Source organism: Pantoea sp. PGP6, assembly GCF_053474785.1.
Map to the genome: position 1 here is coordinate 1,550,474 of NZ_JBQBMA010000001.1, position 25,845 is coordinate 1,576,318.

General features: G+C 55.3%; 19 protein-coding genes. 15 read left to right on the forward strand and 4 right to left on the reverse strand.

The window, feature by feature from the left end; genetic code table 11:
• Positions 1–144 precede the first annotated feature (144 nt).
• On the forward strand, positions 145–1,104 hold the full coding sequence (locus tag ACLIBF_RS07335) for an aldo/keto reductase (protein ID WP_089561732.1): 960 nt from the start codon (positions 145–147) through the stop codon (positions 1,102–1,104).
• 210 nt (positions 1,105–1,314) lie between these two features.
• Positions 1,315–2,658 (forward strand): carbohydrate porin, encoded by a 1,344-nt coding sequence (locus ACLIBF_RS07340; protein ID WP_031375318.1) that lies wholly within the window; start codon positions 1,315–1,317, stop codon positions 2,656–2,658.
• 60 nt (positions 2,659–2,718) lie between these two features.
• On the opposite strand, the gene yegD is transcribed toward ACLIBF_RS07340, so the two are convergent.
• The 3 genes from yegD to ACLIBF_RS07355 form a co-directional block, all read right to left on the reverse strand.
• A complete protein-coding gene (gene yegD / locus ACLIBF_RS07345) occupies positions 2,719–4,071 on the reverse strand; it encodes a molecular chaperone (RefSeq protein ID WP_031375319.1) in 1,353 nt (450 codons plus the stop codon).
• Positions 4,072–4,146: 75 nt separating this feature from the next.
• A complete protein-coding gene (locus ACLIBF_RS07350) occupies positions 4,147–7,482 on the reverse strand; it encodes a diguanylate cyclase (protein WP_448309501.1) in 3,336 nt (1,111 codons plus the stop codon).
• A 155-nt stretch (positions 7,483–7,637) separates the two neighbouring features.
• Entirely contained in the window at positions 7,638–8,252 is a 615-nt protein-coding gene (locus ACLIBF_RS07355) for a phosphatase PAP2 family protein (RefSeq protein ID WP_279810152.1), read from the reverse strand.
• 273 nt (positions 8,253–8,525) lie between these two features.
• On the opposite strand from ACLIBF_RS07355, the gene udk reads away from it, so the two are divergent.
• The 3 genes from udk to asmA all read left to right on the forward strand — a co-directional run bounded on the left by udk (position 8,526) and on the right by asmA (position 11,671).
• Complete coding sequence (udk, locus tag ACLIBF_RS07360; protein WP_031375322.1) at positions 8,526–9,167, forward strand: uridine kinase; 642 nt, start codon at positions 8,526–8,528, stop codon at positions 9,165–9,167.
• Between the two features lie 83 nt (positions 9,168–9,250).
• Positions 9,251–9,832: a dCTP deaminase gene (dcd, locus tag ACLIBF_RS07365; RefSeq protein WP_031375323.1), complete on the forward strand. Its 582-nt coding sequence runs from the start codon at positions 9,251–9,253 to the stop codon at positions 9,830–9,832.
• A gap of 15 nt (positions 9,833–9,847) precedes the next feature.
• The gene (gene asmA, locus ACLIBF_RS07370; protein ID WP_279810151.1) at positions 9,848–11,671 is read left to right on the forward strand and encodes an outer membrane assembly protein AsmA; all 1,824 of its coding nucleotides are present in this window, start codon (positions 9,848–9,850) and stop codon (positions 11,669–11,671) included.
• Between the two features lie 13 nt (positions 11,672–11,684).
• On the opposite strand, the gene ACLIBF_RS07375 is transcribed toward asmA, so the two are convergent.
• Positions 11,685–13,256 (reverse strand): TerC family protein, encoded by a 1,572-nt coding sequence (locus tag ACLIBF_RS07375; RefSeq protein WP_069728961.1) that lies wholly within the window; start codon positions 13,254–13,256, stop codon positions 11,685–11,687.
• 787 nt (positions 13,257–14,043) lie between these two features.
• Between ACLIBF_RS07375 and wbaP the strand changes: the two genes are divergently transcribed.
• The 10 genes from wbaP to ACLIBF_RS07425 all read left to right on the forward strand — a co-directional run bounded on the left by wbaP (position 14,044) and on the right by ACLIBF_RS07425 (position 25,800).
• The gene (wbaP, locus tag ACLIBF_RS07380; RefSeq protein WP_031375326.1) at positions 14,044–15,477 is read left to right on the forward strand and encodes an undecaprenyl-phosphate galactose phosphotransferase WbaP; all 1,434 of its coding nucleotides are present in this window, start codon (positions 14,044–14,046) and stop codon (positions 15,475–15,477) included.
• A gap of 290 nt (positions 15,478–15,767) precedes the next feature.
• Positions 15,768–16,907 (forward strand): polysaccharide export protein, encoded by a 1,140-nt coding sequence (locus ACLIBF_RS07385; protein WP_031375327.1) that lies wholly within the window; start codon positions 15,768–15,770, stop codon positions 16,905–16,907.
• A gap of 9 nt (positions 16,908–16,916) precedes the next feature.
• A complete protein-coding gene (locus ACLIBF_RS07390; RefSeq protein ID WP_046288212.1) occupies positions 16,917–17,351 on the forward strand; it encodes an arsenate reductase/protein-tyrosine-phosphatase family protein in 435 nt (144 codons plus the stop codon).
• Positions 17,352–17,363: 12 nt separating this feature from the next.
• Positions 17,364–19,541, forward strand: a complete 2,178-nt coding sequence (gene wzc, locus ACLIBF_RS07395) for a tyrosine-protein kinase Wzc (protein ID WP_046288213.1) — start codon at positions 17,364–17,366, stop codon at positions 19,539–19,541.
• A 280-nt stretch (positions 19,542–19,821) separates the two neighbouring features.
• Positions 19,822–20,961: an EpsG family protein gene (locus ACLIBF_RS07400; RefSeq protein ID WP_031375328.1), complete on the forward strand. Its 1,140-nt coding sequence runs from the start codon at positions 19,822–19,824 to the stop codon at positions 20,959–20,961.
• A 17-nt stretch (positions 20,962–20,978) separates the two neighbouring features.
• Entirely contained in the window at positions 20,979–21,683 is a 705-nt protein-coding gene (locus ACLIBF_RS07405; protein ID WP_031375329.1) for an SGNH/GDSL hydrolase family protein, read from the forward strand.
• Between the two features lie 35 nt (positions 21,684–21,718).
• Positions 21,719–22,897, forward strand: a complete 1,179-nt coding sequence (locus tag ACLIBF_RS07410) for an acyltransferase family protein (RefSeq protein WP_046288214.1) — start codon at positions 21,719–21,721, stop codon at positions 22,895–22,897.
• A 75-nt stretch (positions 22,898–22,972) separates the two neighbouring features.
• A complete protein-coding gene (locus tag ACLIBF_RS07415; protein WP_279810150.1) occupies positions 22,973–23,890 on the forward strand; it encodes a glycosyltransferase family 2 protein in 918 nt (305 codons plus the stop codon).
• Between the two features lie 76 nt (positions 23,891–23,966).
• Positions 23,967–24,719, forward strand: a complete 753-nt coding sequence (locus tag ACLIBF_RS07420; RefSeq protein WP_069728960.1) for a glycosyltransferase family 2 protein — start codon at positions 23,967–23,969, stop codon at positions 24,717–24,719.
• A gap of 46 nt (positions 24,720–24,765) precedes the next feature.
• A complete protein-coding gene (locus tag ACLIBF_RS07425; protein WP_031375332.1) occupies positions 24,766–25,800 on the forward strand; it encodes a glycosyltransferase in 1,035 nt (344 codons plus the stop codon).
• Positions 25,801–25,845: the final 45 nt, after the last annotated feature.

Below are 25,845 nucleotides of genomic sequence, written 5' to 3' on the forward strand. Positions count from 1 at the left end.
AGTTGAAGGAAATAAGGATATCTGTCAGGGCCGGGTAAGTATGCCTTTTCTGGCATTAATCACACCACAATCGTCATAAAGAAACCGTTTCGCTTTGCTATGCTCAGTGACAGACCGTTTCGATACACCACTAAGGAGCAGATGATGAGTCAGAATGAAACCCGACAGTTAGGCGACAGCGGCATTTCGGTGCCGGTACTGACGTTTGGCGGCAACGTGTTTGGCTGGACCGTGGATCGGCCTGGTTCGTTTTCGCTGCTGGACGCGCTGGTGGAAAAAGGGCTGTGGTTTATTGATACCGCCGATGTTTATTCACGCTGGGCACCGGGAAATAAAGGCGGTGAATCAGAAACCATTATCGGCGAATGGCTGAAGAAAAGCGGCAAACGCGACAGTATCGTTCTGGCCACCAAGGTCGGGATGGAGCTTTCGCCGGAGAAAACCGGACTGAAACCGCAGTATATCCGCCAGGCGGTGGAAGACTCACTGCGTCGGCTGCAAACCGATTATATCGATCTCTATCAGGCGCACCGTGACGATCAGGACACGCCGCTGGCCGAGACGCTGAGCGCCTTTGATGGCCTGATTAAAGAGGGCAAAGTGCGGGCAATTGGTGCCTCCAACTACAGTGCGGCTCGCCTGCAGCAGGCACTGGAAATCAGCGAAGCGGAAGGGCTGGCGCGATATGAAACCCTGCAGCCAGAATACAATCTCTACGATCGCCAGCCCTACGAATCAGAGCTGGAGCCGGTGGTCAGCCACCACGGGTTAGGGGTGATTAACTACTACTCACTGGCCAGCGGTTTCCTGAGTGGTAAATACCGCCAGCCGGCCGATGCCAGCAAAAGTCAGCGCGGGCAGGGCGTGGTGGAAAAATATCTCAACCCGCGCGGCCTGAAGATCCTGGCAGCGCTGGATGCAATCGCTGAAGCGCATCAGGTTTCACCGACGCAGGTGGCGCTGGCGTGGCAGATTGCCCGTCCCAGCATCACCGCGCCGATTGTCAGTGCCACCTCGCTGGCCCAGCTCGACGATCTGGTCGGGGCAACCCGGCTGACGCTGACGCCGGAACAGATTGAACAGCTGGCCGACGCCAGCCGCTAACAGAACGGGGCCGCTGCGCCCCGTTTCGCCCCCATCCATTCACGCTTCGCCTCCTCTGCTGCAAGAGTAACCACTCTGAGATCCAGCTCACATTTGCGCGAATAAACTGGTTAGTTGACTAATCGTGCGCACGTATTTACAAAAATTGAACTTTTCTCAGCACTATTCTCTGCGGGTCATTCCCCCGTAACTCACATAAGAATAAGCATGATGAAAAATAAACAAGCAGAGCAGCGTTTTCCGCTGCGCCGTGTGGCAACCGGCACCCTGATCCTGGCGATGTTAACCGGTCATGCGATGGCCGCTGACGCGCTGAGCGCTGATTCAGAGTGGATGTTTGGTGACTGGGGTGGTTACCGAACGCAGTTGCAGAACGACGGCATTAAATTTGACGTAAATTACACCATGGAAAGCGCGGCCAACTTAGGCGGCGGGGCCGATACCAACACCACCATGCGTTACAGCGATCAGTGGAGCTTCGGCACCAATTTCGATCTGGAAAAACTGCTGGACTGGCAGGATGCGGAATTCCAGATGACTATCACCAACCGTGACGGACAAAACCTGTCCGAACAGGTGGCGGACAAGCGCACCGGCATGCTCTCTTCAGTGCAGGAAGTGTATGGTCGTGGCCAGACCTGGCGTCTGACCCAGTTCTGGTTGCGCAAAGGGCTGTTTAACGATGTGGTCGACCTGAAAGCTGGCCGGGTGACGGTTGGTGAGGACTTTGATAACTTCGACGGCAACCTGTTCCAGAACCTGGCGCTGGGCAGCGGTCAGGCGGGTAACTGGCGTGGTGACCGCTGGTTTAACTGGCCGGTATCCCAGTGGGGCGGCCGGATCAAACTGAATATCACCCCGGAAGTTTTCTTCCAGGTGGGATTCTATAACCAGAACCGGGCTAACTACGATCGCGGCGACGGCTTCCGTCTGGATACCAGCAATTCTGAAGGCAATCTGGTGCCGGTCGAACTGGGCTGGAAACCGACGCTGGGCGCGCAAAAGCTGCCGGGTAACTACCGCATCGGCTATTACTACTCTTCAGCCAATGGCGATGTCTATGGCAGCTGGCGCAACGGCGCGTATCAGGATCAGGATCACGCCTATGGCGGCTACCTGCTGTTGCAGCAACAGCTAACGGCACAGGATGGCGATGTGAATCGCGGTCTGGGCGTGCGGGTTCAGGCGGTGATGAACGATCACAAAACCTCAAAAACCGACAACTATCAGTCGATCGCCTTTACCTGGAAAGGGCCGTTTGATGCGCGTCCTGATGATGAAATTGGCGTAGGCGCGGCGCGTATTCATGTCAATAGCGACTACACCCGCTCGCTGCGTCAGCAGAATCAGGCCAACGGCGAGAGCAGTTTTGACAGCCCGACCTATCTGCCGATTCAGGACGGCTCGGAGTATAACTACGAGGTCTATTACAACGCCAAAGTGACCAACTGGATGTCGCTGCGCCCGAATCTGCAATATGTGGTGGCGCCTGGCGCGGTCAGCGAAGTGAAAGATGCGTTTATCGGCGGCATCAGCGCCAATATCGCGTTCTGATCCGCAGTCAAAACAGTAACGGCGCCGTTGGGCGCCGTTTTTTTTGCTGCGCGATCACGCTTAGCGGAACATCACTTCTGCCCAGCGGGCTAAGCCTGCGGTCACCGAGGCGAAATCATCGCCGCCGGCAATCGGCGTGTCAGGCAGCGCCTGTTGCAATGCCGCACGCAGCAGCGGCGAGCGGGCACTGCCGCCGGTCAGGTAGACCACGTCAGGTTTGATCTGGCTGGTGGCCAGCGCCAGCTGGACCTGCTCAAGGATTTTCTCCAGCGGCTGATTGATCGCCTCCTGCAGCAGGTTGACGCTGAGATCGGCCTGCAGCGATCCGGCAATAAAGTCGAGCGACGCCGCATGTTCCGCGCGATCTGACAGCGCGATTTTGCTCTCTTCGGCAGCCCGCACCAGACGATAACCCAGCTTCTGCTGCCACACTTTCAGCAGGCGCGCGACCACCTCACTCTGCTCTGCGTCACGGACTAAATCGCGCAGTAACTTACCGCAGGCGGCGCTGTAAAATTCGCTTTGTGCCGGAACATCGTTGATCGCAACCGCATTCCACCACGGCAGGGCGGGCAGGGCGATGCCCTTCTGGGTATTACCGCCGAGACCGAGCAGCGGCATCAGCGTTTTGAATGCCAGCATAATATCGAGATCGTTACCGCCGACGCGGCAGCCACTGTGGCCCAGCAGGCTTTCGCGGCGATCGGCTTTGTCGCGCCACGTCGGTCCCATTAGTAACATCGAACAGTCGGTGGTCCCGCCGCCGATATCAACCACCAGCACCCGGCTCTCCTGTTGGAGGGTGGCTTCAAAATCCAGACCGGCCGCTACCGGCTCAAACTGAAACTCCACGTCGCGGAAGCCGGCCCGCTGCGCGGCACGCAGTAAAATACCCTGCGCCTGCTGGTTGGCCTCTTCACTGCCTAAGCCCTGGAAGTTAATCGGACGACCAATCACCGCCTGATCGATCGGTTGATCAAGCTGACTTTCGCCCTGCTGACGAATGTGCAGCATCATGGCGCAGACCAGGTCTTCAAACAGGGCGATCTGCTGAGGTTTCAGGCCGCTGGCACCGAGAAAGGATTTGGGGGATTTTACGAACCAGACATCTTCCGGATCGACCATGTACTGTTGCAGCGCGGTCAGACCAAACTGCACGCTGTTGGGCTGTACGTCGATATCTTCTTCGCGGTTAAAACGCAGGGCGCGCTGCAGCAGAGCGGTGGTTTCACTGTCGGGCGTCGCCACCTGATGATGACGATAGAGCCATTCACTGACCGACTCACGGGTAGGCGCACAGATCATCGACGGCAGCAGGCGCTGGCCGTTTTCCAGCGTTAACAGACGCGGCGCGCCATTTTCACTGACGGCTATGGAACAGTTAGCCGTGCCGTAATCGAATCCTATGAACATTTTTGCCCCCATGCCGGAAAAAAGGGGGCGACTTTAGCGCAGCTTTAGCAGGGTAGCAAGCGCTCAACGGTGGATTTAACGGATGGCAAAAAAGCGCGCTTCGGCCAGTACGCTCAGCGGCTGACGTTCGGCGACCGCGCTGCCCCAGACGCCATCCACATCCAGGCTGGCGAGGGTAGTCAGCACCGCCGGAACCGAAACCGGACCGGCCAGCAGGGCAATGTTGCGCTGCGACGCCTGGCCCTGGATGATAGTCAGCAACATCTCATCCATCAGGTTGTTATGCACATTGGAGACCAGTTCAGGTGCCAGCACCAGACAGTCGACCCACTCATCGCTGAGCTGATTGAAGGCGTCGAGGTTACGGCCAAAGTGCTGCAGCACGATGCGGCAGCCACTCTGACGCAGCTGCAGCAGTGCGCTGTGCAGCCGATCGCCCTGAGTTAACACGCTGGCAGCCGGGAAGGCGAAGCCACAGCGGCTGTCACTCAGGCCGGCCGCCACAAAACGGCGACACAGTTGCTGGACAAAATCGGCATCGAGCAACGCCTGGGCGCTAAGCGGCAGAACCACCGCAATGCCTTTTTCATTCAGTCCCTGCACATCGTGCTGGAAGAAGGCCTCAAGGATTTTATTATCCAGCTGACGCCGCAGTCCTTCATCCGGCAGATTATTGCGCAGCAGCGTTTCATCAATCAGCAGGCCATCCGGGGTTAACAGCTGCACTTCCAGCAGCCAGAGAAAGGCTGACTGTGGCGTATTCGGCGGGGCGACAGCCCAGGCCGGCAGCTCTATCTGCAGCGAATCGATCATTGCGGCGTCGAGGCCCTGATGATTGCCCGCCAGCGGCAACCGGTGCTGCTCATAAACCACATAGCGGCCACGTCCGCTGCGTTTGGCGTTATAACAGGCAATATCGGCCTGAGACAGCACATCGCTGCTCTGGCAGTTGTCCGGCGAAATCTGGGTGACGCCGACGCTGGCCCCGACCTGATAGAGGCGGCCCAGCCACTGGAAGCGGTAATCATTGACCGTGGTGACAATGCGCTGAATCACTTCGCACGCCTGCTCAACCTGGCAGTCGGGCATCAGCAACGCAAACTCATCGCCGCCCAGCCGTGCCAGGAAATCACTGCTGCGCAGATGATGCAGCATCAGGTCTGACAGTTCCCGCAGCAGCGCATCGCCCGCCGCATGACCGGCGCTATCGTTGACCGCTTTAAATTTATCGAGATCGATAAACACCAGCACGTGGTGATGCTGATGTTCTGCTGCATCATACAGCAGCCGTTTTAGCTGATGCTCGAAGCTGGCGCGGTTCGGCAGGCGGGTCAGGGTATCGTGTAGCGCGCTGTAGCTCAGGCGCTTCATCAGTTGGCGCGATTCGCTGACATCCTGAATGACCATGACCGCACCCTGTTCCAGTCCGGCCTCAGAGCGCAGCGGGGTAATGCTGTAATGGATGTCGATATGCCCGTCATCCGGGGTATGCAGCACCAGATCCTGATCCAGATCCGGGGTGATTTTCTCACGCGGTAGCTGACACAGCAGCAGAGTGTCTATCTCTGGTCCGTTGCGGCCCTGCGTGATCTGCAGCAGCTCGCTGAGGGGTTTGCCAGCCGCCTGTTGCTGCGACCAGCCACTCATCTTTTCGGCCACCGGATTCATAAAGGCGACGCGCATCGCTTCATCGGTGCTGATCACCGCCTCACCGATTGAGTCGAGGGTGATCGCCATCCGCTCTTTCTCCTGGAACAGCGCCTCGTTGAGGTTGCGTAATGGCGTGATGTCCTGGCAAATCCCCAGCATCCGCTCAATCCGTCCCTCTTTACTCAGGATGCGGTTGGCCTGAGTACGCACCCAGCGCTGGCCGTCGTCGTTAACAATCCGGTATTCCATATGGAAGGCGCTGCGCAGTTCAATCGCCTGCTGCACCGTCAGCGCCGCATGTTCCCGATCGCCAGCATGCAGCAGGTGGATCCACAAATCGTAGCTGGGTGACTCGTGCGGTGCCAGGCCAAACAGCGCATACATCCGCTTGTCCCAGAGCATTTCGCCGGTCAGCAGGTTCCATTCCCATACGCCAATGCCGCCCGCCTCATTGGCCAGCGTGATGCGCTCCATCAGCCGGCGGTTGACCTGCTCGCTCTGTTTCAGCTCGGAGATATCGATGATCTGGGCAATCAGGTAGAGCGGCAGATGGGCGGGATCGCGCACCAGCGACACCGTCAGCCGGGTCCAGACAATCTCGCCATCTTTGCGGAAGTAACGTTTTTCCAGCGTGTAGGTATAGATCTCACCGCTGAGCAGCTTACTGAGCTGCTGCAAATCGTTGCTGAGGTCGTCAGGATGGGTAATCTGCTGAAAGGTCAGCCGCCGCAGTTCCTCTTCCGGATAGCCCAGCGTCTGGCAGAGCGAATGGTTCACCTGCAGCCAGCCGCCCTGAGGGGAGACCAGCGCCATGCCAATCGCCGAATATTCCATCGCGTGACGAAAGCGGGTTTCGCTCTCGCTGATGTGATTCTTCTCACGGCGAAACGCATCCATCACCAGCGACATGATGTGGCTGGGGATCAGCACCAGCAGGAACGGCAGCCAGCTGGAGACCGGTCCCAGCGCACTGTTATTGTTCACCACGCTGACCAGGCCCAAGGCCAGCAGCATCGACATAAAGCTGGCGTTCAGGAAAAACAGCACAAACGCCTGCAGCTTAGGCAGGCGGACGGCGCACCAGAACAGAATCACCACAATAAAGGTGAACGGCCACGGCAGATAGCGCAGGGCCAGATAGCTGGCCACCAGCGTCACCGCCAGCGTCAGGAAGAATTCAGTCAGACGCAGTTCGCGAAGCTGGGTACGGCGCACCGGCCACGGCAGCAACAGCAGCATCGGACCCAGCACCAGCATGCCGATAATCTCGGAGATCACCCAGGTATAAAAGAAGGGAAACGAGGCGTGACCACTGACCTGCAGCACCCACAGCGCCATCAGCCCGCCGATCACCGGCGTAACGATCCCCACTGACAGCACCAGTCGCGCCCAGTCATGCAGTGAACTGAGTGGTGCTCGGCGATCGAGTAACGCCCGCAGCAGTATTCCGCCCAGACCCGCCTGCAGCAGGTTAAGCAAGGCAAATTTGATGTTGGAGAGAGCCGGACCGATGATGATTGCATTGGCCCAGGCGGTGCCGAGCACGCAGGCCGCCAGGTAGAGCGGGAGCTGGCGTGACGGGCAGCGGAAAACCACCACCGTCATGGCGGCAGTCGGAAACCATAGGGGCGAAATTTTACCGCTGACCACGATCAGTTCAAGGCAGAACAGCGTCAGGACAAACATCGAGCAGCCGAGTAAAAGCGCAGAGATCCAGCGCTTGTTCGGTCGATTGTGCAGGTAGGGGATCTCTATGGTCATGCAGACGTCCGGCAGGGTGCAGGGGTTCCGCAACGGCGAAATATGCACCAGTCATTCTCTTTCAGCATGCTAGCACATTCAGTCAAGAAAAAAGGGGGGAAATCAAAGTTGCCCGTTATTCGGCGAATTGACGGGCAGAGAAAGTTAGCCTTTGATTACTGGCGGAAAAGGTCAGCGCGGGTGTAAGGCTTTTCCAGACCGGCCAGGCTGGCGGAAAAACGTTCGAGGAACTGCTGGGTGGTGGCTACCCGGCCATGACTTAACAGGACAAATGGCACTAACAGCGCGGCGCCAACCTGCGGCCAGCTGAACCCTTTGAGCGCGGTACGACGCTGCGAAATCAGGAAGGCGGTGCTCAGGGTGAAGCCGAGCAGCAGGCCGGTCGCCACTTCGCTTTTGGAATGGGCGTGGATCACCAGGCGCGAGAAGCCCACCATCAGCGGGATCATATAGCCGACGGCAATGGCAGCACCGCGCCACAGGGCGGACCAGCGGCCCGAAATCAGCCACAGCATCACCGGCCACAAGGTGGCGGACATCGCGCTATGGCCGCTGAAGCCGGTAAAATTAAAGCGTGCGCTGCCAATACCAAAGCCGAGGAACATAATTTTTGACAGGCTGACCAGCAGTCCGGCGAGGCCAAAGGCGACCACCCAATAGAGCACCGTCCGGCGGTTATCACTCTTCCACGGCAAAATCAGCGCAATAAGCACCGCTGTCGGAATCAACAGCATGCTGTCGCCAAAATAGGTCAAAGTCTTCCAGAGCATACAACTCCTGATGGGATCGATCGTACCCGGCAGACACGCGTTGAGCGCGCCGCACAGGCGGTTTTATTTATATTACAGTGTGTGCTTAGTTTATCGGTGAAATGAGTGACGTCCAAAGGAGAAAGTCTGAAAAGTCACCCGCGCCATTTCTCTGGCATCAAAACGCCGAAATCCCTATACTTAGCGCGAACACACCCTCTCCATTTCGGCCCGTCATCTGGACGCGTAATGCGTGACCAGTGGCAGGCTCCAGTTATCAGGTCTTAAAAAAGTATGACTGACAAGTCTCATCAGTGCGTGATTGTAGGCATTGCCGGCGCTTCCGCATCCGGTAAAAGTTTAATTGCCAGCACGCTCTATCGTGAAATCCGTGATCAGGTAGGTGACGAGCATATCGGGGTTATCCCGGAAGATGCTTATTACAAAGATCAAAGTCACCTCACCATGGAAGAGAGGGTTAAAACCAATTATGACCATCCAAGCGCGATGGATCATGATTTGCTGTTACAGCATTTGCAGGCGGTTAAAGCCGGCCAGGATATTGAGTTACCGGTCTACAGTTACGTTGAACATACCCGCACCGCAGAAACCCTGCACCTGAAGCCGAAAAAGGTGATTATCCTTGAAGGCATTCTGCTGTTAACCGATGCGCGTCTGCGTCAGGAACTGAATTTCTCGATTTTCGTTGATACCCCGCTCGACATCTGCCTGATGCGCCGCATGAAGCGTGACGTGAATGAGCGTGGCCGTTCGATGGATTCGGTGATGAGCCAGTACCAGAAAACCGTGCGTCCGATGTTCCTGCAGTTCATCGAGCCATCAAAACAGTACGCCGATATCATTGTGCCGCGCGGCGGGAAAAACCGCATTGCTATTGATATTCTTAAAGCCAAAATCAATCAGTTTTTTGAATAATTCACGTCTGTCTGGATGTGATGCGCACAGGCGGCACGCAGTATGGCGCCTGTTCGCTACACTTACGTCATGGAGTTAGCGCAATGAGATTATGCGACCGCGATATTGAAGCCTGGCTGGATAATGGCAAGCTGGCCATTGAGCCACGCCCGCCCGTCGAGCGGATTAATGGTGCCACGGTCGATGTGCGGCTGGGCAATCAGTTCCGTACGTTCAGCGGCCACACTGCGGCTTATATCGATCTCAGTGGTCCGAAACATGAAGTGAGCGCGGCGCTGGACCGGGTCATGAGCGATGAAATCGTGCTGCCGGACGGCGAAGCCTTTTTCCTGCATCCCGGTGAACTGGCGCTGGCGGTCACGCTGGAGTCGGTCACACTGCCGGACGATCTGGTTGGCTGGCTGGATGGACGCTCTTCGCTGGCGCGACTCGGTCTGATGGTGCATGTCACCGCGCACCGTATCGATCCCGGCTGGCAGGGGCGCATCGTGCTGGAGTTCTATAACTCAGGTAAACTGCCGCTGGCGCTGCGTCCTGGCATGTTAATCGGTGCGCTGAGCTTCGAACCGCTTTCCGGGCCGGCGGCACGTCCCTATAACCGACGTGAAGATGCAAAATACCGTGGTCAGCAGGGCGCTGACGCGAGCCGTATCGACAAAGACTGATTTACTGAGGATGTAATGAAGAGAGTGATAACCACGCTGGCCATCCTGTTAGTGGTGGTCGTAGCGGGAATGACCGCACTGGTGCTGCTGGTAAATCCCAACGACTTTCGTGCCTACATGGTACAACAGGTTGAACAACGCAGTGGTTATCAGCTTCAGGTCAGCGGCGATCTGCGCTGGCACGTCTGGCCGCAGCTCAGCATTCTGGCCGGCCGCATGAGCCTGACCGCGCCCGGTGCCAGCCAGCCGCTGGTGACAGCGGACAATATGCGACTGGATGTCGATCTCTGGCCACTGCTGTCACATCAGCTGAGCGTGACCCAGGTGATGCTGAAAAATGCGGTGGTGCGGGTTACGCCCGACAGCGCCGCGCAACCGGCGAAAAACGCCCCGCAGGGACCGCGTAACGCCGAGCCTTCTGCGCCGTCCACCGGCTGGTCTTTTGATATCGCCCAGCTGCGGGTAGCCGACAGTTTGCTGATCTGGCAACAGCCGGGCGGCGACGAATATAACTTCCGCGACTTCAATCTCAATCTGGAACAGGATGCGCGTAAGCAAGCCACGCTGACCCTGAGTTCCAGCCTGACGCGCAATCAGCGCAACGCCACCGTTAACCTGAAAGGCCAGCTGGATGCGGCGCAGTATCCGCACCGCCTCAGCGGTCAGATAGAGCAGCTCGATTACACCCTCTCCGGTGCGGATATGCCGGCGCAGGGGATCAAAGGTACGCTGAGTGTCCAGGCTGACTGGAACGCCGATAACCAGCAGTTCGCATTGCGCAATCTGCAGCTAACCGCCAACGACAGCACCCTGACCGGTCAGGCCGATGGTCGCCTGGCAATGCCGCAGCGGCTGGCGCTCGACCTCAAAGCCAGTAACCTGAATCTGGATAATTTACTGACCGATACGTCGGTGGCTGACGCGCCGGGCGCACAGCGGGCGACGGTAGCCCGTTCGCCGGTGATTGCGCAGCCGCGCGAGACAAGTAACGCAGATTCACCCCTTAACAGCCTTGACCTGGCGCTCAAAGTGCAGGCCGATAAGGCGCTGTGGCGCGGATTACCACTGACCGGGCTGGCCATTGATGCCACCAATCAACGCGGCCTGATGACGCTTAACACCCTGAAAGGCAGTCTGGGGCAGGGGAGTTTCTCGATTCCGGGCAGCATTGATATCCGTCAGCCAGTGACCCACATCAGCCTGCAGCCCGCGCTGAGTCAGATTGACATTCAGCCGCTGCTTAAAGCCTTTGAACTGCCGGAAAGCCTGCAGGGAACGGTGAGCCTGAACGGCAACCTGGCGGGTGACACGCTGAGCGTGGCCGAGGCGAAGCGCAGCTGGCAGGGCAGGGCGGCGATCAGCGCCAGCCATCTCAAACTGGCACAGCTCAATCTGCAGCAGATGGTGCGCCGCGCGGTGGCGCGGGCCAGTAATCGCGTCAGCAGCGACGACCAGCCGGATCAGGGCATCGATCAGATCAGCGGTCAGCTGGCGCTGAACCGCGGCGAACTCAGCTTCAGCCAGCTGAGCGGCAACGGTCAGCATCTGGCGCTGCAGGGAGAGGGCAAAGTGAACATGGTGCAGCAGCAGCTCGACGTGACGCTGGGGCTGAAGATCAGCGGCTGGAAAGGCGATGAAGAGCTGGTGGCCGCGCTCGCCGATCAACCAATCCCGCTGCGGATGTACGGCAGCTGGAACGATCTGCAATATTCATTGCCGGTGGATGAGGTATTGCGCGACCGGCTGCAGAACGAGGCGAAGTCGCGGTTAGACAAATGGATCGAGCGTCAGCCGGAAAGCGACAATAAACAGAATATGCAGAAGCTGCTGCGCCCGTAACCGGCGCAGCGCCTCAGACCTGATAGTCCATCGCTGGCTGTTGCAGAATTTCGACTTTCTGCACCCGGTGATTTTCTACCTGCAGCGTCCGCAACAGATAGTCGCCCAGCTGCACCTCTTCCCCTTCCTGCGGAATATGTTGCAGCCGGTCCATCAGTAAGCCAGCCAGCGTATGGTAATCCCGCTGTGCTTCCAGCGGTAATTTCACATACAGCGCCAGGTCATCCAGCGGCATATGGCCGTTGGCGATCCAGTGGTTTTCGCCCTGAACCTGAATATCGTAGCGCGCGTCGGTTTCGCCCGCCTCATTCGGCAGATTACCGGCAATGGTCTCCATCACGTCGCTCAGGGTGACCACCCCCTCAACCGATCCAAACTCATCCACCACAAAGGCAAAATGGGTATGCGCCTGGCGAAACTGCTCCAGCGCCTGCAACAGCGTCAGGCGTTCAGGAAACACCAGCGGCTGGCGAATCAGCGCCCGCAAATCGAGGGAGTTGTTATGCAGCGACTGATGCAGCAGATCGATAACGTGAACCACGCCGAGCGGTTCGCTGGAGTGGTCGGTAACCAGAATCCGGGTATGCTGATTACGGTCAAGGCGCGCCATGATCTCAGCCGGATCGTCGCTCAGGTCGATATGCTCAACGTCGTGGCGCGAAGTCATAATGCTGTTAACGTGGCGCTGTCCCAGTCCCAGCACCCGGGCAATCATCACCCGTTCCTGGCGGTTGAACAGCATTGTGGCGTCACTGTCGGCAATCAGTGAGGAGGTTTTGACATCCAGCTCTGCCGGTTCCGCCTCGCCGCGCAGCAGTCGCAGTACCGCTTCGGCAGTGCGCTGACGTAACGGCCGGCCAGCCGAGAGCACCCGACGACGGTTAAACTGCGCCAGTTGATTCAGCGCCTCAATCAGCACCGAGAAGCCGATGGCGGCATAGAGGTAGCCTTTCGGAATCGCAAAGCCAAAGCCTTCCGCCACCAGGCTGAAGCCGATCATCAGTAAAAAGCTTAAGCAGAGGATGACAATGGTCGGGTGACTGTTGACAAAGCGGGTCAGGGGTTTGCTGGCCAGCAGCATCAGCAGGATGGCGATGGTCACCGCAATCATCATCACCGGTAAATCATTCACCATTCCGACTGCCGTAATCACCGCATCGAGCGAGAAAATGGCGTCCAGAACCACGATTTGCGCTATCACTGGCCAGAATTTAGCGCCGCCTTTTTGTTGACCGGCGTCATCATCATGGCCTTCTAGGCGCGAATTTAACTCCGTTGTGGCTTTAAACAGCAGGAAAATCCCGCCTGACAGCAGTAACAGATCGCGCGCGCTAAACGCGTGACCGGCCAGCGTCACCCACGGTTGGGTCAGCGTAACCAGCCAGGAGAGCGAGGCCAGCAGCAGTAAACGGCAGACCAGCGCCAGCAGCAGGCCAATCACCCTGGCACGGTCGCGCAACGTCGCAGGCAGCTTCTCAACCAGAATGGCGATGAACACCAGGTTATCGATGCCCAAAACCAGTTCAAGAACGATTAGCGTGACTAATCCTGCCCACAGCGACGGATCTGCAATAACCTCCAGCATGCGTTATTCACCTGAATGTCTTTAATTGAATTTTGTCTGATGATAGTGGAGTGTGACGCCCGGTACAAATGCCGGAACCGGCGGTGAGCAACCGCTGGCAGCAATTTAGCCGCAATAATTTTGTCTCTGCGTTGAAGATGATCTGATTAAATCCACACTGAGTTAGCAGCACAGATGACGGGTAATATTTTCAAATGCAGGGATATCCCGCTGTATTGCTTATGCGATTTATCCTAATGGCGACATGGCATTAATCTGAATTATGAAGAAAGGATTGCACTGCTGCTGTGGCGTCAATACTAATGGCTGGTAGTCTTTTTCCTAAAATAGTCCAGGGATGGCGGGGCCTACTTGTAAACAAGCCAGTAATAACTAGTATAGCAACGAGTTTGCAAAAGTCTGCGCCCATGTCGTAATTCGCGTGACCCATCGACGTCAAATGTTGTGAATTGTGATCTCGTCCGATAACTGATGCATTAAGCGTCAATACGACGCCCCGTGCAGAGCAATATGAATGATGACAGCGGTATTGGCAGCGACAGCCAAGGGCGGTAGCGTGCCTGAATCGCGTTTATCGTTTATTAAATGAGCGCCGTTAAGGTCGATTAAAGTCAGAGTAATCTGTTGGAATTAATCACAATAATGCTGGTTTTATGGTTAAGATCGTTGGCGTAAAGGCCGCAGGAGCTCCCCTCAGAAACGGCTCAGCCCTGAGAATTTATACCGCTCAATAAATATACAGGTGAGAGACGTGGCGGGTTTAAGGAAATAAAATAAAGAGTTAAATATGCGCGATACAGAATTTACGTTTAAAAGTCTTATCACCAAATTAATGCTGGCTTGCTCAGACTTAATTTGTTTCAACGCAGCGTTCTTTGTGGCGATGATGCTAATTAATATGCAGTCTGATTCGCCACTGGCAGATATTTCTGAAAAAGAAATGAATTTAAAAATTGCCACCCATATCTGCCTGTCAGTAATTTGTATTGGCTGGTTCTGGGTAAGGCTGCGCCACTATACATACCGCAAACCTTTCTGGTTCGAATTAAAAGAAATTTTTCGTACCATTCTTATATTCTCGGTTATTGATCTGTCGATTACCGCATTGTCGCAGTGGCAGATGTCGCGTTTTGTCTGGTTACTGACCTGGGTACTGGCGCTTATTTTCATCCCGACCTGCCGCGCGCTTTCTAAGCGGGTGCTTAACCATTACGGGATGTGGAAAAAGCAAACCATTATTATCGGCAGCAGCAAAAATGCCCACGAAGCCTGGCAGGCTCTGCAGAGCGAAGAGGTGATGGGTTTTGACGTTATCGCCTTCTACGACGTGGATGGCACCTGTCCGCAGAGCATTCTCGACGGCGTACCGGTGTTGCGTGATGAGCAGGAGCTGTGGAGCCTGACCAACAGCGAAACCCAGTTTATCGTGGCGGTAGAGTTCGAGCAGAGCCAGTACCGTGATAAATGGCTGAAATCGCTGGCGATGCACAATTGTCGTTCGGTATCGGTCATCCCGACATTACGCGGCGTGCCGTTGTATGGCACCGATATGGCGTATATCTTCAGTCACGAAGTGATGATTTTACGCGTACAGAACAATCTGGCGAAACGCACCTCGCGTTTCCTGAAGCGCGCCTTTGATATCGTCGGTGCCCTGTCGATTATTCTGATGCTGATGCCGGCGCTGCTGGTGCTGGGTTTCCTGGTCGGCCGTGACGGTGGACCACCGATTTATGGACACGAGCGTGTTGGTATGAATGGCCGTAAATTCAAATGCCTGAAGTTCCGCTCGATGGTGATTAATTCTAAAGAAGTGCTGGAAGAAGTGCTGCGTACCGACCCGGTGGCGCGCGCGGAGTGGGACAAAGATTTCAAACTGAAAAATGATCCGCGCATCACCAAAGTGGGCCATTTTATCCGTAAAACCAGTCTTGATGAGTTGCCGCAGCTGTGGAACGTGGTGCGCGGCGACATGAGCCTGGTCGGTCCCCGTCCGGTTATTGAAGATGAACTCTGTCGTTATGCCGGTGATGTTGATTATTACCTGATGGCAAAGCCAGGCATGACGGGATTGTGGCAGGTCAGCGGTCGTAATGATGTTGACTACGAAACCCGCGTCTATTTCGACTCGTGGTACGTGAAAAACTGGTCACTGTGGAATGACATCGCCATTCTGTTTAAAACAGTCGGTGTGGTGTTGAAGCGAGACGGTGCGTATTGATTGTGAGGCGATAAGAGCGCGTTAACCGCGCGCTCTCGTGGTTCGGTGCCGTTGTCAGGCGTGTCGTTGTTAGCGGCCATCGTCAGGGAGAAAGTAGATTGTCATTACCGTTGCGTAATCCTCTGCTACTGTTATTCCGCCCTGATGGATGGTTACTACTTATAACAATTGGAGCAAAGGATAATGAACGACAGGTTCAGTGCTTAATTAAGTTAGTTTTACTTTTTGTTGGACGCTTACACAGCGGCGTATTCGCCTCTATCAATCAATAACTGATAGCGAAGATCTAAATGATTACAATCAAAATGAAATTGATACCCTTGCTGGTATCTGCCACTTTTCTTAGCGGGTGTACGATCGAACCAGGTCAGCGCCTTTCCACATCGGGAAAAGATGTCATCGAGCAGCAGGACAGCAACTTTGACATCGATAAGTACGTCAACGTCTTTCCGTTAACCCCAACGCTGGTAGAGAAAATGCGTCCTAAGCCTCTGGTGGCTCAGGCGAACCCTTCTCTGCAGAACGAAATTCAGAACTATGAATACCGTATCGGCATCGGCGACGTGCTGACCGTGACCGTCTGGGATCACCCTGAGTTAACCACGCCGGCCGGTCAGTACCGTAGCGCCAGCGACACCGGTAACTGGGTACATTCCGATGGTACGATTTTCTACCCATACATTGGTAAAGTCCGCGTAGCTGGCCGTACCGTAGGTGAAGTGCGTAACGAAATCGCCCGTCGCCTGGCGCAGTACATCGAAAGCCCGCAGGTGGATGTCAGCATCGCCTCGTTCAAATCGCAGAAGACCTACGTGACCGGTTCGGTGACCACTTCAGGTCAGCAGCCGATTACCAACGTACCGTTGACGATTCTGGATGCCATCAACGCCGCAGGCGGTCTGGCAGCGGATGCAGACTGGCGCAACGTGGTGCTGACGCACAACGGTCGCGAACAGCGCGTCTCACTGCAGGCTCTGATGCAGAACGGCGATCTGAGCCAGAACCATCTGCTCTATCCAGGCGATATCCTTTACGTTCCGCGTAATGACGATCTGAAAGTGTTTGTGATGGGCGAAGTGAAGCAGCAGGCGACCCTGAAAATGGATCGCAGCGGCATGACGCTGGCTGAAGCGCTGGGCAATGCGGCCGGGATGGATCAAACCACCTCTGACGCCACCGGCGTGTTCGTTATCCGTCCACTGCGCGGCACCGATCGCAACAAGATTGCCAACATCTATCAGTTGAATACCAAAGATGCGGCATCAATGGTCATGGGTACTGAATTCCAACTGGAACCGTACGACATCGTCTATGTCACCTCCACGCCGCTTACGCGCTGGAACCGTGTGATCTCGCAATTACTGCCAACCATTGCGGGTATCAACGATGTGAGCGAGAGCGCACTGCGTATCCGCAACTGGTCAAACTAAGGTTTCACCATGATTACGTCCGTGTTAGTCGTTTGCGTCGGCAACATCTGCCGCTCTCCAACCGGAGAGCGCTTGTTTAAACGCGCGCTTCCCAATATCCGGGTCAGTTCTGCCGGTCTGGGTGCCCTGGTAGGGCGTCCGGCCGATCAGACCGCCAGCGACGTAGCGGCCGCACATGGCCTGTCGCTGGAAGGACATCAGGCACAACAGCTGACGGCAGAAATGTGCCGCAACGTTGACCTGATTCTGGTGATGGAGAAGCGTCAGATTGAACAGGTGAACCGCATTGACCCGGCCGCGCGTGGCAAAACCATGCTGCTTGGGCACTGGCTCAATCAGAAAGAAATTGCGGATCCGTACAGAAAAAGCCGTGAGGCCTTTGAAGAGGTTTACGGGTTACTGGAAAACGCTACCCAGAAATGGGTCAACGTATTAAGCCGATAGTTGGGATTATCCATGAATATAAAAAACAAGGTTAGAACCGCGCCGGGAGAGGATTCGAATGGATGGGATCTGGCGCATCTTGTGGGACAGCTTATTGATCATCGCTGGATCATTGTTGCCGTTACCGCTTTCTTTATGCTGGCGGGCACGCTCTACACACTGTTTGCGACACCGATTTATAGCGCCGATGCCTTAGTCCAGGTTGAGCAGAAGAATGCCAGCACCGTTCTGAACGAACTGGACAGCATTCTGCCACCGACACCTGCTTCAGATACTGAAATCGAGATTCTTGAATCGCGCATGGTGATCGGCAAAACCGTTGACGATCTGGGTCTGGATACCGTGGTTGAGCAGAACTACTTCCCGGTAATCGGTAAAGGTCTGTCACGCCTGATGGGCAACAAGCCGTCAAACATCGCGATTTCGCGGCTGGAAATCCCACGCACTATCGACAAGCGTAACGTTGAACTGGAAGTAACCGGTCCGGACAGCTACACCGTGTCGAAAGATGGCGATGAGCTGTTCAAAGGTAAAGTGGGTCAGCTGGAGTCGCACGGCGACATCACCATGCTGGTGAGCGAGATTCACGCCGATGAAGGCACCAGCTTCACCGTGACCAAGCTGAACAACCTGCAGGCGATCCGTTCGGTCCTGTCTAACCTGACCGTTGCTGACAAAGGTAAAGACACTGGCGTGCTGGGCCTGGAATATCTGGGTGAAGATCCAGAGCAGATCAGCAAAGTGCTGAACCAGATCGTCAACAACTATCTGTTGCAGAACGTTGAGCGCAAGTCTGAGCAGGCAGAGAAGAGCCTGGAGTTCTTACGCACCCAGTTGCCGCAGGTTCGCGCCAAACTGGATGAAGCGGAAGACAAGCTGAACACCTTCCGTCGTCAGAACGAATCGGTTGACCTGTCACTGGAAGCGAAATCAGCACTCGACTCTTCGGTCAGCGTGCAGAGCCAGCTGAACGAACTGACGTTCCGTGAAGCCGAAGTGTCTCAGCTGTTTACCAAAGATCACCCGACTTACCGCGCGCTGCTGGAAAAACGCAAAACGCTGGAAGGTGAGCAGGCACAGCTGAACAAGAAAATCTCTGGTATGCCACAGACTCAGCAGGAAATCCTGCGTCTGACCCGTGACGTGCAGTCCGGTCAGGAGATCTACATGCAGCTGCTGAACCGTCAGCAAGAGCTGGGCATTAGCAAAGCCAGCACCGTAGGTGATGTTCGCATCATCGATGGCGCCGAAACCGCTAACTCGCCGGTAGCACCGAAGAAACTGCTGATTATCGCCGCCAGCCTGCTGTTAGGTCTGTTCGTGTCGGTCGGCCTGGTACTGCTGAAAGCGCTGCTGCATCACGGCATTGAAAACCCGGATCAGCTGGAAGAGCTGGGCATGAATGTCTACGCCAGCGTTCCTCTGTCAGAGTGGCAGCGTAAGAAAGACACCGAAGCCCTGGCGCGTCGCGGTAACAAGGTGAAAACCGATCCGCACGAAACGCTGCTGGCGCTGGGTAACCCGACTGACCTCTCCATCGAAGCGATTCGTAGCCTGCGTACCAGCCTGCACTTCGCGATGATGGAAGCCAAAAACAACATCCTGATGATCACCGGTGCCAGCCCGGGTATTGGTAAAACCTTTATCTGTGCCAACCTGGCGACTCTGGTGTCGAAAGCGGGTCAGCGCGTGCTGTTTATCGATGGCGACATGCGTCGTGGTTATACCCACGAACTGCTGGGCGCGGAAAACAAATCGGGTCTCTCCAACGTGCTGTCCGGTAAAACTGAGTTCAGCCCGGCGCTGATTCAGCAGGGCGTTTACGGTTTCGACTTCCTGCCTCGTGGCCAGGTTCCGCCGAACCCGTCTGAACTGCTGATGCATCGTCGTATGGGTGAGCTGCTGGATTGGGCGAGCAAGAACTACGACCTGGTGTTAATCGATACGCCACCGATTCTGGCGGTTACCGATGCGTCAATTATCGGTAAGCTGGCCGGCACCTCGCTGATGGTGGCGCGTTTCGAAACCAACACCACCAAAGAAGTGGATGTCAGCTTCAAACGCTTTGCCCAGAACGGTATTGAGATTAAAGGTGTGATCCTCAACGCCGTGGTGCGTAAAGCAGCCAATGCGTATGGCTATGGTTATGACTATTACGATTACGAATACGGTAAACCAACCAAAAGCTAATCACTGAGTTGCAGGGGCGGTCTGACCGCCCCTTTTTATCGCACCTTTGAATGACGACACGCATCAATTTACACAGGTGATTCTGTATATAACCAACAAAAGCGATGAAGGTATAAATCGCATGGCGAGCGTCACTCAACAGAATTCATCACCAGCATGGCATCAGCCTGTCGCACGCCCTGAAGGGCCGGCGCGCCGGGCACGCTGAGACGTCAGCCGGGAAGGCAATCAGCGTCGCCGACTGTTGGCATGAGAACTTGTGGAATTAAGGAATCACACCATGGCTCCATATTGGTATGTATCAGGGTTTTTACTGGTGATTTCGCTGGTTGAACTCCTGCTGAAAAAAGACGAACGAACCAACCATCTTCTGACGTATCTGCTCTGCATCGCGACCGTAACGCTGATTGTGTTCGGCGGCATACGCGGTCTCGGCACCGGGATGGATGACTACCAATACCGCAACTTCTTTGAAGATTTTATCCGGCGTATTCAGGTCAACGGCTTCTTCAATACCGTGGCGTTCTTCCGCTACGAGCCGCTGATTTTTGCTATCGCCACCCTGACCAGCCTGATTTCCCATAACGCCAGCACCTTCCTGTTCGTTTTTTCGATCCTGGCGGTGGGCACCAACGCGATCTTCTTTAAAAAGATGTCGCCGTATCCGGTGATGGCGCTGGCGCTCTACTCGGCGCATATCTTCATTAACAAAGATATGAACCAGATTCGCTTTGGTCTCAGCTCGGCCCTGTTCCTTGGGGTGATCTGGGCGCTCTACCTGAAGCGCTACTGGCTGGCGACCGGCTTCTTTGTGCTGTCATTCCTCAGTCACAACACCGCCGTGATGGTGGTGACGCTGATCCCGTTCCTGTTCATGCGTGAACGCCGCTGGTGGCCGATTGTGATTATCGTGCTGAGTATTCCGGCCTCCAAAGTCGGGGGAATGGGCTTCGTCTCGATCATCGCCGGTCACCTCGGGGCACTCGGGGAGAGGGCAGCCAACTACAACAACGACAACTCGTCCGCGGCCACCACCGGTAGCGTTTTCTCGGTCTCCAACCTGAAAAACGTCGCGCTGGTGTTCATCTTTGTTTATTTCATGCTGAGCAACCAGCTCAAGCGCGATAACTACGATGCCTGGCGGATGAACTACCTGTTGATCATCACCTTTGCCATCGGCGGCGGCATCAGGATCTTCTTCTACAACTACTCCTCCGGCGCACGTCTGTCGAACTACCTGCTGCAGGTGGAGCCGATTATTCTGACGCTGTTGATCTACCAGTCGAAACGGGTCTGGAAGCCGGCGATGTTTGCCATGTTTGTCTTCTTCCAGATGTACTACCTCTACTACAACACCATCTCCCTGAAACAGGCTGTGGTGGGGTACGAGGTGGCACGCGAATTTAAACTGGTTCACTGATGAAACGGGGGCTGACGATGAAACGCTGTCTGCCGCTGTTGCTGATCGCTTCGCCGCTGCTGGTACAGGCGGCGAGCGCGCCGGCCGCGATAGTTATCGCGGCCTATGGCGATTCCACCACCGCCGGTGTGACCTCGTCAGGCGGCCGCAATATCATCAGCAAAGAGAACGAAATCAGCTATCTGCAGCAGATGTTGCAGCAGAAATATGGTCCGGCGGTGCGCATCGAGAATCACGGCTCGCCCGGTGCCCAGCTCACTGAGCTGATCAGGTCGCCGGTCAGCTGGGAGCAGCGCATGGCGCAGTCCGATGCGCGTATCATCCTGATCAATTACGCCATTAACGATGCGCGCATCTACTCGGCGAAAAACCGGCCGGCCGGGGCAGAAAGTCCTGAGGATTTTAATCGTACCCTGACCAGCCTGATTAAAACCGCCCGAGCGCATCATAAGCAGGTGGTGCTGCAACAGCCGAATCCGCTGTGTGGACGGGCCGAGCGCTGGAACGTCTGGCCTTACGTCTGGCAGCTGAACCAGGTGGCGCAGCAGCAGCAGGTGCCGATTGTTCGTCAGTATCAGCTGATTAAGCAGCAGGATGACTGGCGCAGCGAAATGTCTGCCGACTGTATTCACCCGACCAAAACACTTTATAAAAAGAAAGCTGAACAAACTTTTGAGCTGCTAAGCCAGCAATTTGACAGCGTGTTTAAAACCACCAGCTAACTTAATGATTTTATGGACTTCAGGAGCAGGGCGGAATGTACGTACTGATGATGGTGCTTTCACTGGGACTGGCGCTGCTGGTATTGCGCGCATTCTCTTTCCATCGTGGCATTTACAACGAAAGCGGGATTAAAAGCATCTCCGGATTGCGTGCGCTGCTGGCCAGCATCGTGGCTTTTTCGCACTTCGCGCATTATGTCTACGCACGCGATCATGACTGGATATTTGATAAAGACTATTTTTCCCTGATTTCGCAGGGCAACTTTTTTGTCAACAGCGGCAAGTTTGGCGTGGCGCTGTTTTTTATGATCTCCGCCTTTTTGTTTTACCGCTGGCTGGATAACGACGGTCTGACGCCCGGCGAGCTGACCCACAAACTGATGAAATCGCGCCTGCGCCGCATCGTGCCGATGTTCTGGTTTTCGGGACTGGTAGTGATGACGATTGGCTGGTTACAGGGCGACCTGGTGCCGGACCTGACGTCGCTGAAGCAGGCGATGCTGTGGCTGCTGTTTGTCGGCAATTACCACATCGGGTCGTTTATGACCGCCAATGTTAACTCTGGCGTCGAATGGACGCTGCGGCTGGAATGGCTGCTCTATCTGTCGATTCCGCTGAATTACCTGCTTAATCGCGTGACCGGCGGCCGCTACAAAACGCTGCTGATCCTCGGGTCGATTGGGGTGATTTTTGTGATTGCGGTGGCGCTGCGGCTGTGGGGCACCGCCTATACCGATCCCCGTCCGGTGCTCGGGTTCGCGATGGGCTATCTGGCCTGGCAGTACCGCGACCGCTGGGTAGCGGGCCGCAACTCAGCTCGGGCTGCGGGGCTGGCGATTGTGCTCGCCGTGGTGGCGCTGTTCTTTACCAGCAGCGAGTTCTTCTACCTGATCTTTCTCTGCTGCCTGGCGCTGGTGTTTTTTATCGTCAGCAGCGGCAATGCGCTTTTTGGCCTGCTGGAAAATAAGACCCTGATGTCGGTTGGCGAAGTGAGTTATAGCCTCTATCTGATGCACGGCGTGGTGCTCTATTTCATTAAGCAGCTGCCGCTGCCTTCGCTGCAGCACGATTTTGTTCTTTATACCGCGCTTTCCACGCTGTTTTTTGTGGTGTCGTTTTACGTGGCGAAGCTGACTTATCTGTATGTGGAAAAACCGTTCATCGGCAGCAGCAATAAGAAAAAAGTGGCGATCGAAACCTCGCCGACAAATTAGGACATCACCGGTTACCCTGCTACGTCCAAACGTTATATCTTTGAAATTGTAACTGTTTTTAATGAGGTGCTGGCAATGAAGGACATTCGCTTCTCCATCGTAATTCCTGCTTATAATGCGTCAGAATCGATTGTGACGACGCTGGATTGCGTTAAAGCGCAGACGTATCGCAATTTTGAAGTGATCATCGTTGATGATAAGTCCGCCGATGCGGCCGCTCTGGCTGAAGTGGTGCGCGGCGAGCGCTATCAGGACCTGAACATTAACCTGGTGCTCTCCGAGGTTAAACTCAACGGCGCAGGCGCGCGCAACAAAGGTATTGAGCTGGCAACCGGCGATTACGTCAGTTTCCTCGACGCCGATGATGAGTGGCACGCCGATAAGCTGCGTCAGGTGAGCGAAAAAATTGCTCAGCTGGAGGCCCAGGGCAAGCAGAATGTGGTGATTTTCAGCCAGGTGAACATCTATCAGGATGGCGCTTTTCTGAAAGTGATGCCGATGCAGCCACCGGGTAAAAATGAAACCGTGGCAGAGTACCTGTTCGGTTGCTACGGCTTTATCCAGACCAGTACCATCGTGCTGAAGCGCGAAGATGCGGCAAAAATTCAGTTCGATACCCGCTATATCCGCCATCAGGATTACGACTTCTGCATTCGTGCCGATCGCATGGGCTATGAGTTCGTGATGATCGCTGCGCCGCTGGCCAACTACCATCTGGTGACGAAGTTCGGCTCGAAACACAAAGGCGAGTCGGTGAATTACTCGATGTTCTGGCTCGACGCAATGAAGCCGCACCTGACCCCGCGTGACATCCACACCTACAAAGCTTTTAAGCTGCCGCTGCGCTACAAGATGGACGGCAAGGGATTGATGGCGAGCCTGACCTTTGCCCGCTACTTCTTCCTCACCAACCAGGACAATCGCGCTTACTTTATGAACCGGGTCAAAGACAAGGTCCGGGCGCGTTTTGGCGGTGAAAAAGCGCTCTCCTGATGCGCAGCCAGCTTCTCTTTGCTCCTGATGCCAGGAGCAGCTCTCTCTCTATTTTGCTTATTATTCTGGGTTAAAGATGAATAATCACGTTGGAACCGTCGGCATTGTCATGCCTATGTATAACGCACGTCAGACGGTATTACGCGCCGTGCAATCGGTTATCAATCAAAGTTATGCCGACTGGCACCTTTACCTGATCAACGATAAGTCGACCGACGATTCACTCGCCTGGGTGCGGGAACAGTGTCAGGACCCGCGCATTACCATTCTGGACAACGCCGTCAACATGGGCGCCGCCGAAACCCGTAATGTCGGGCTGCGGGCCGCCAGCGAAGAGATCATCGCGTTTCTCGACAGTGACGACGAATGGCACGCTGACAAGCTGGCGCAGCAGGTGGCGGCAATCGCCGCGGGTGACAACTTTGTCATCACCGAATATCACTACAAAACCCGCAACGCTGACCACGATATCACCTACAGCAAGCCCTATCTGCAGCAGGAGAACTTCGTTAAGAAGCAGTATCGCGTCTGCTTCTCGTCGGTCTGTTTCCGTCGTCCGCCAGAGGGCATCTTCTTCCAGCGTAAGGGCCACGAAGACTTCCTTTTCCTGTATGAGCTGTTCACCCGCTATCAGCAGGCACGCGTGATTCAGACCATTCTGGTCAATTATTACGAATTAGGTGATTCCCTTTCCCGCAATAAGAACAAAGCGGCGAAATGGCACCTCGAATTATTAAGAATTATCTATAAAAACAATCCTTTAAAAATCTATTACTATTACGGCTGGTATATGGTGAATGGCGTGCTGTTTACCCTGAAGCATCGTTAAGCCAATCGGCAGGATTGTCTTTATTATTTGAGGTGGATAGCGTTTCATGAAAAAAATCGTCCTGGTGATCAAAGATGCCTACTCGTATGCGGGCACCGAGAACATCTGTAACTTCATGTCAGAATGTCTTGGCGAAACGCACGACGTCACCATTTACTCGCTGGAAGGCAGCGGAAAAACCTTCTATCCGTTTGAGCACGTCAAACAGATCGTCAGCTTTGAAGGGCAGAGCAACCCGATTAAGAGCGCGGTGGCCCGCATTCATGAAGAGGGTTTCGACACCGTTTTCCTGATCAGCATGGGTCGCCTCAGCGTGATGTTCGCCTTCTGGAACCTGCTGGCGATGAAGAAAAAGCGTGGCAAAGCCTACGCCTGCGAACATATCGCCATTAACTCCTTCAGCAAACCGATCAAGTTCCTCAAGTTTCTGCTGCTGCGCTACTACGACCGCGTGATTGTTCTGACCGATAAAGATCATCAGGTGTTCAACCGCTGGCGCATTCCCAGCAAGCAAATCCCGAATCCGGTGGTCTACAAAGGTTATCAACGCCAGACGCGTCATCGTCAGGCGCTGGCCGTGGGACGTCTGGATAACCAGAAGGGCTTCGATTTGCTGCTGGATATCTGGCGCGACTTTGCCCGTTCCCATCCTGACTGGACGCTGGTGATTGCTGGTGACGGCGAACTGCGTCAGCAGTTGCACGATCAGGCTGCGGTGCTGGGCATTACCGACAGCGTGAACTTTGTCGGCAAGGTCAGCAACATTAACGATTACTACCGCGACAGCGACATGGCGCTGATGACCTCACGCTATGAAGGCCTGCCGCTGGTGCTGCTGGAAGCCAAATCCTGGTCTTTGCCGGTGGTGGCGTATGACTGCCCGACCGGACCGCAGGAGATCATCAATCACGGTGAAGATGGCTTCCTGGTGCCGATGAATGACAAAAGCACCTTTCTGGCGCGGATGGAACAACTCGCCAGCGATGACGCCCTGTTCTATGCCATGAGCGAAAAAACAAAACAGACCGCGCTGAAATTCGACGGTAATCAAATCAAGCAAAGCTGGCTGGCGTTGGTGTAATTCGGTGCTGGAAAAGCGCCCTTGCGACGTGCCTCAGGGACACCG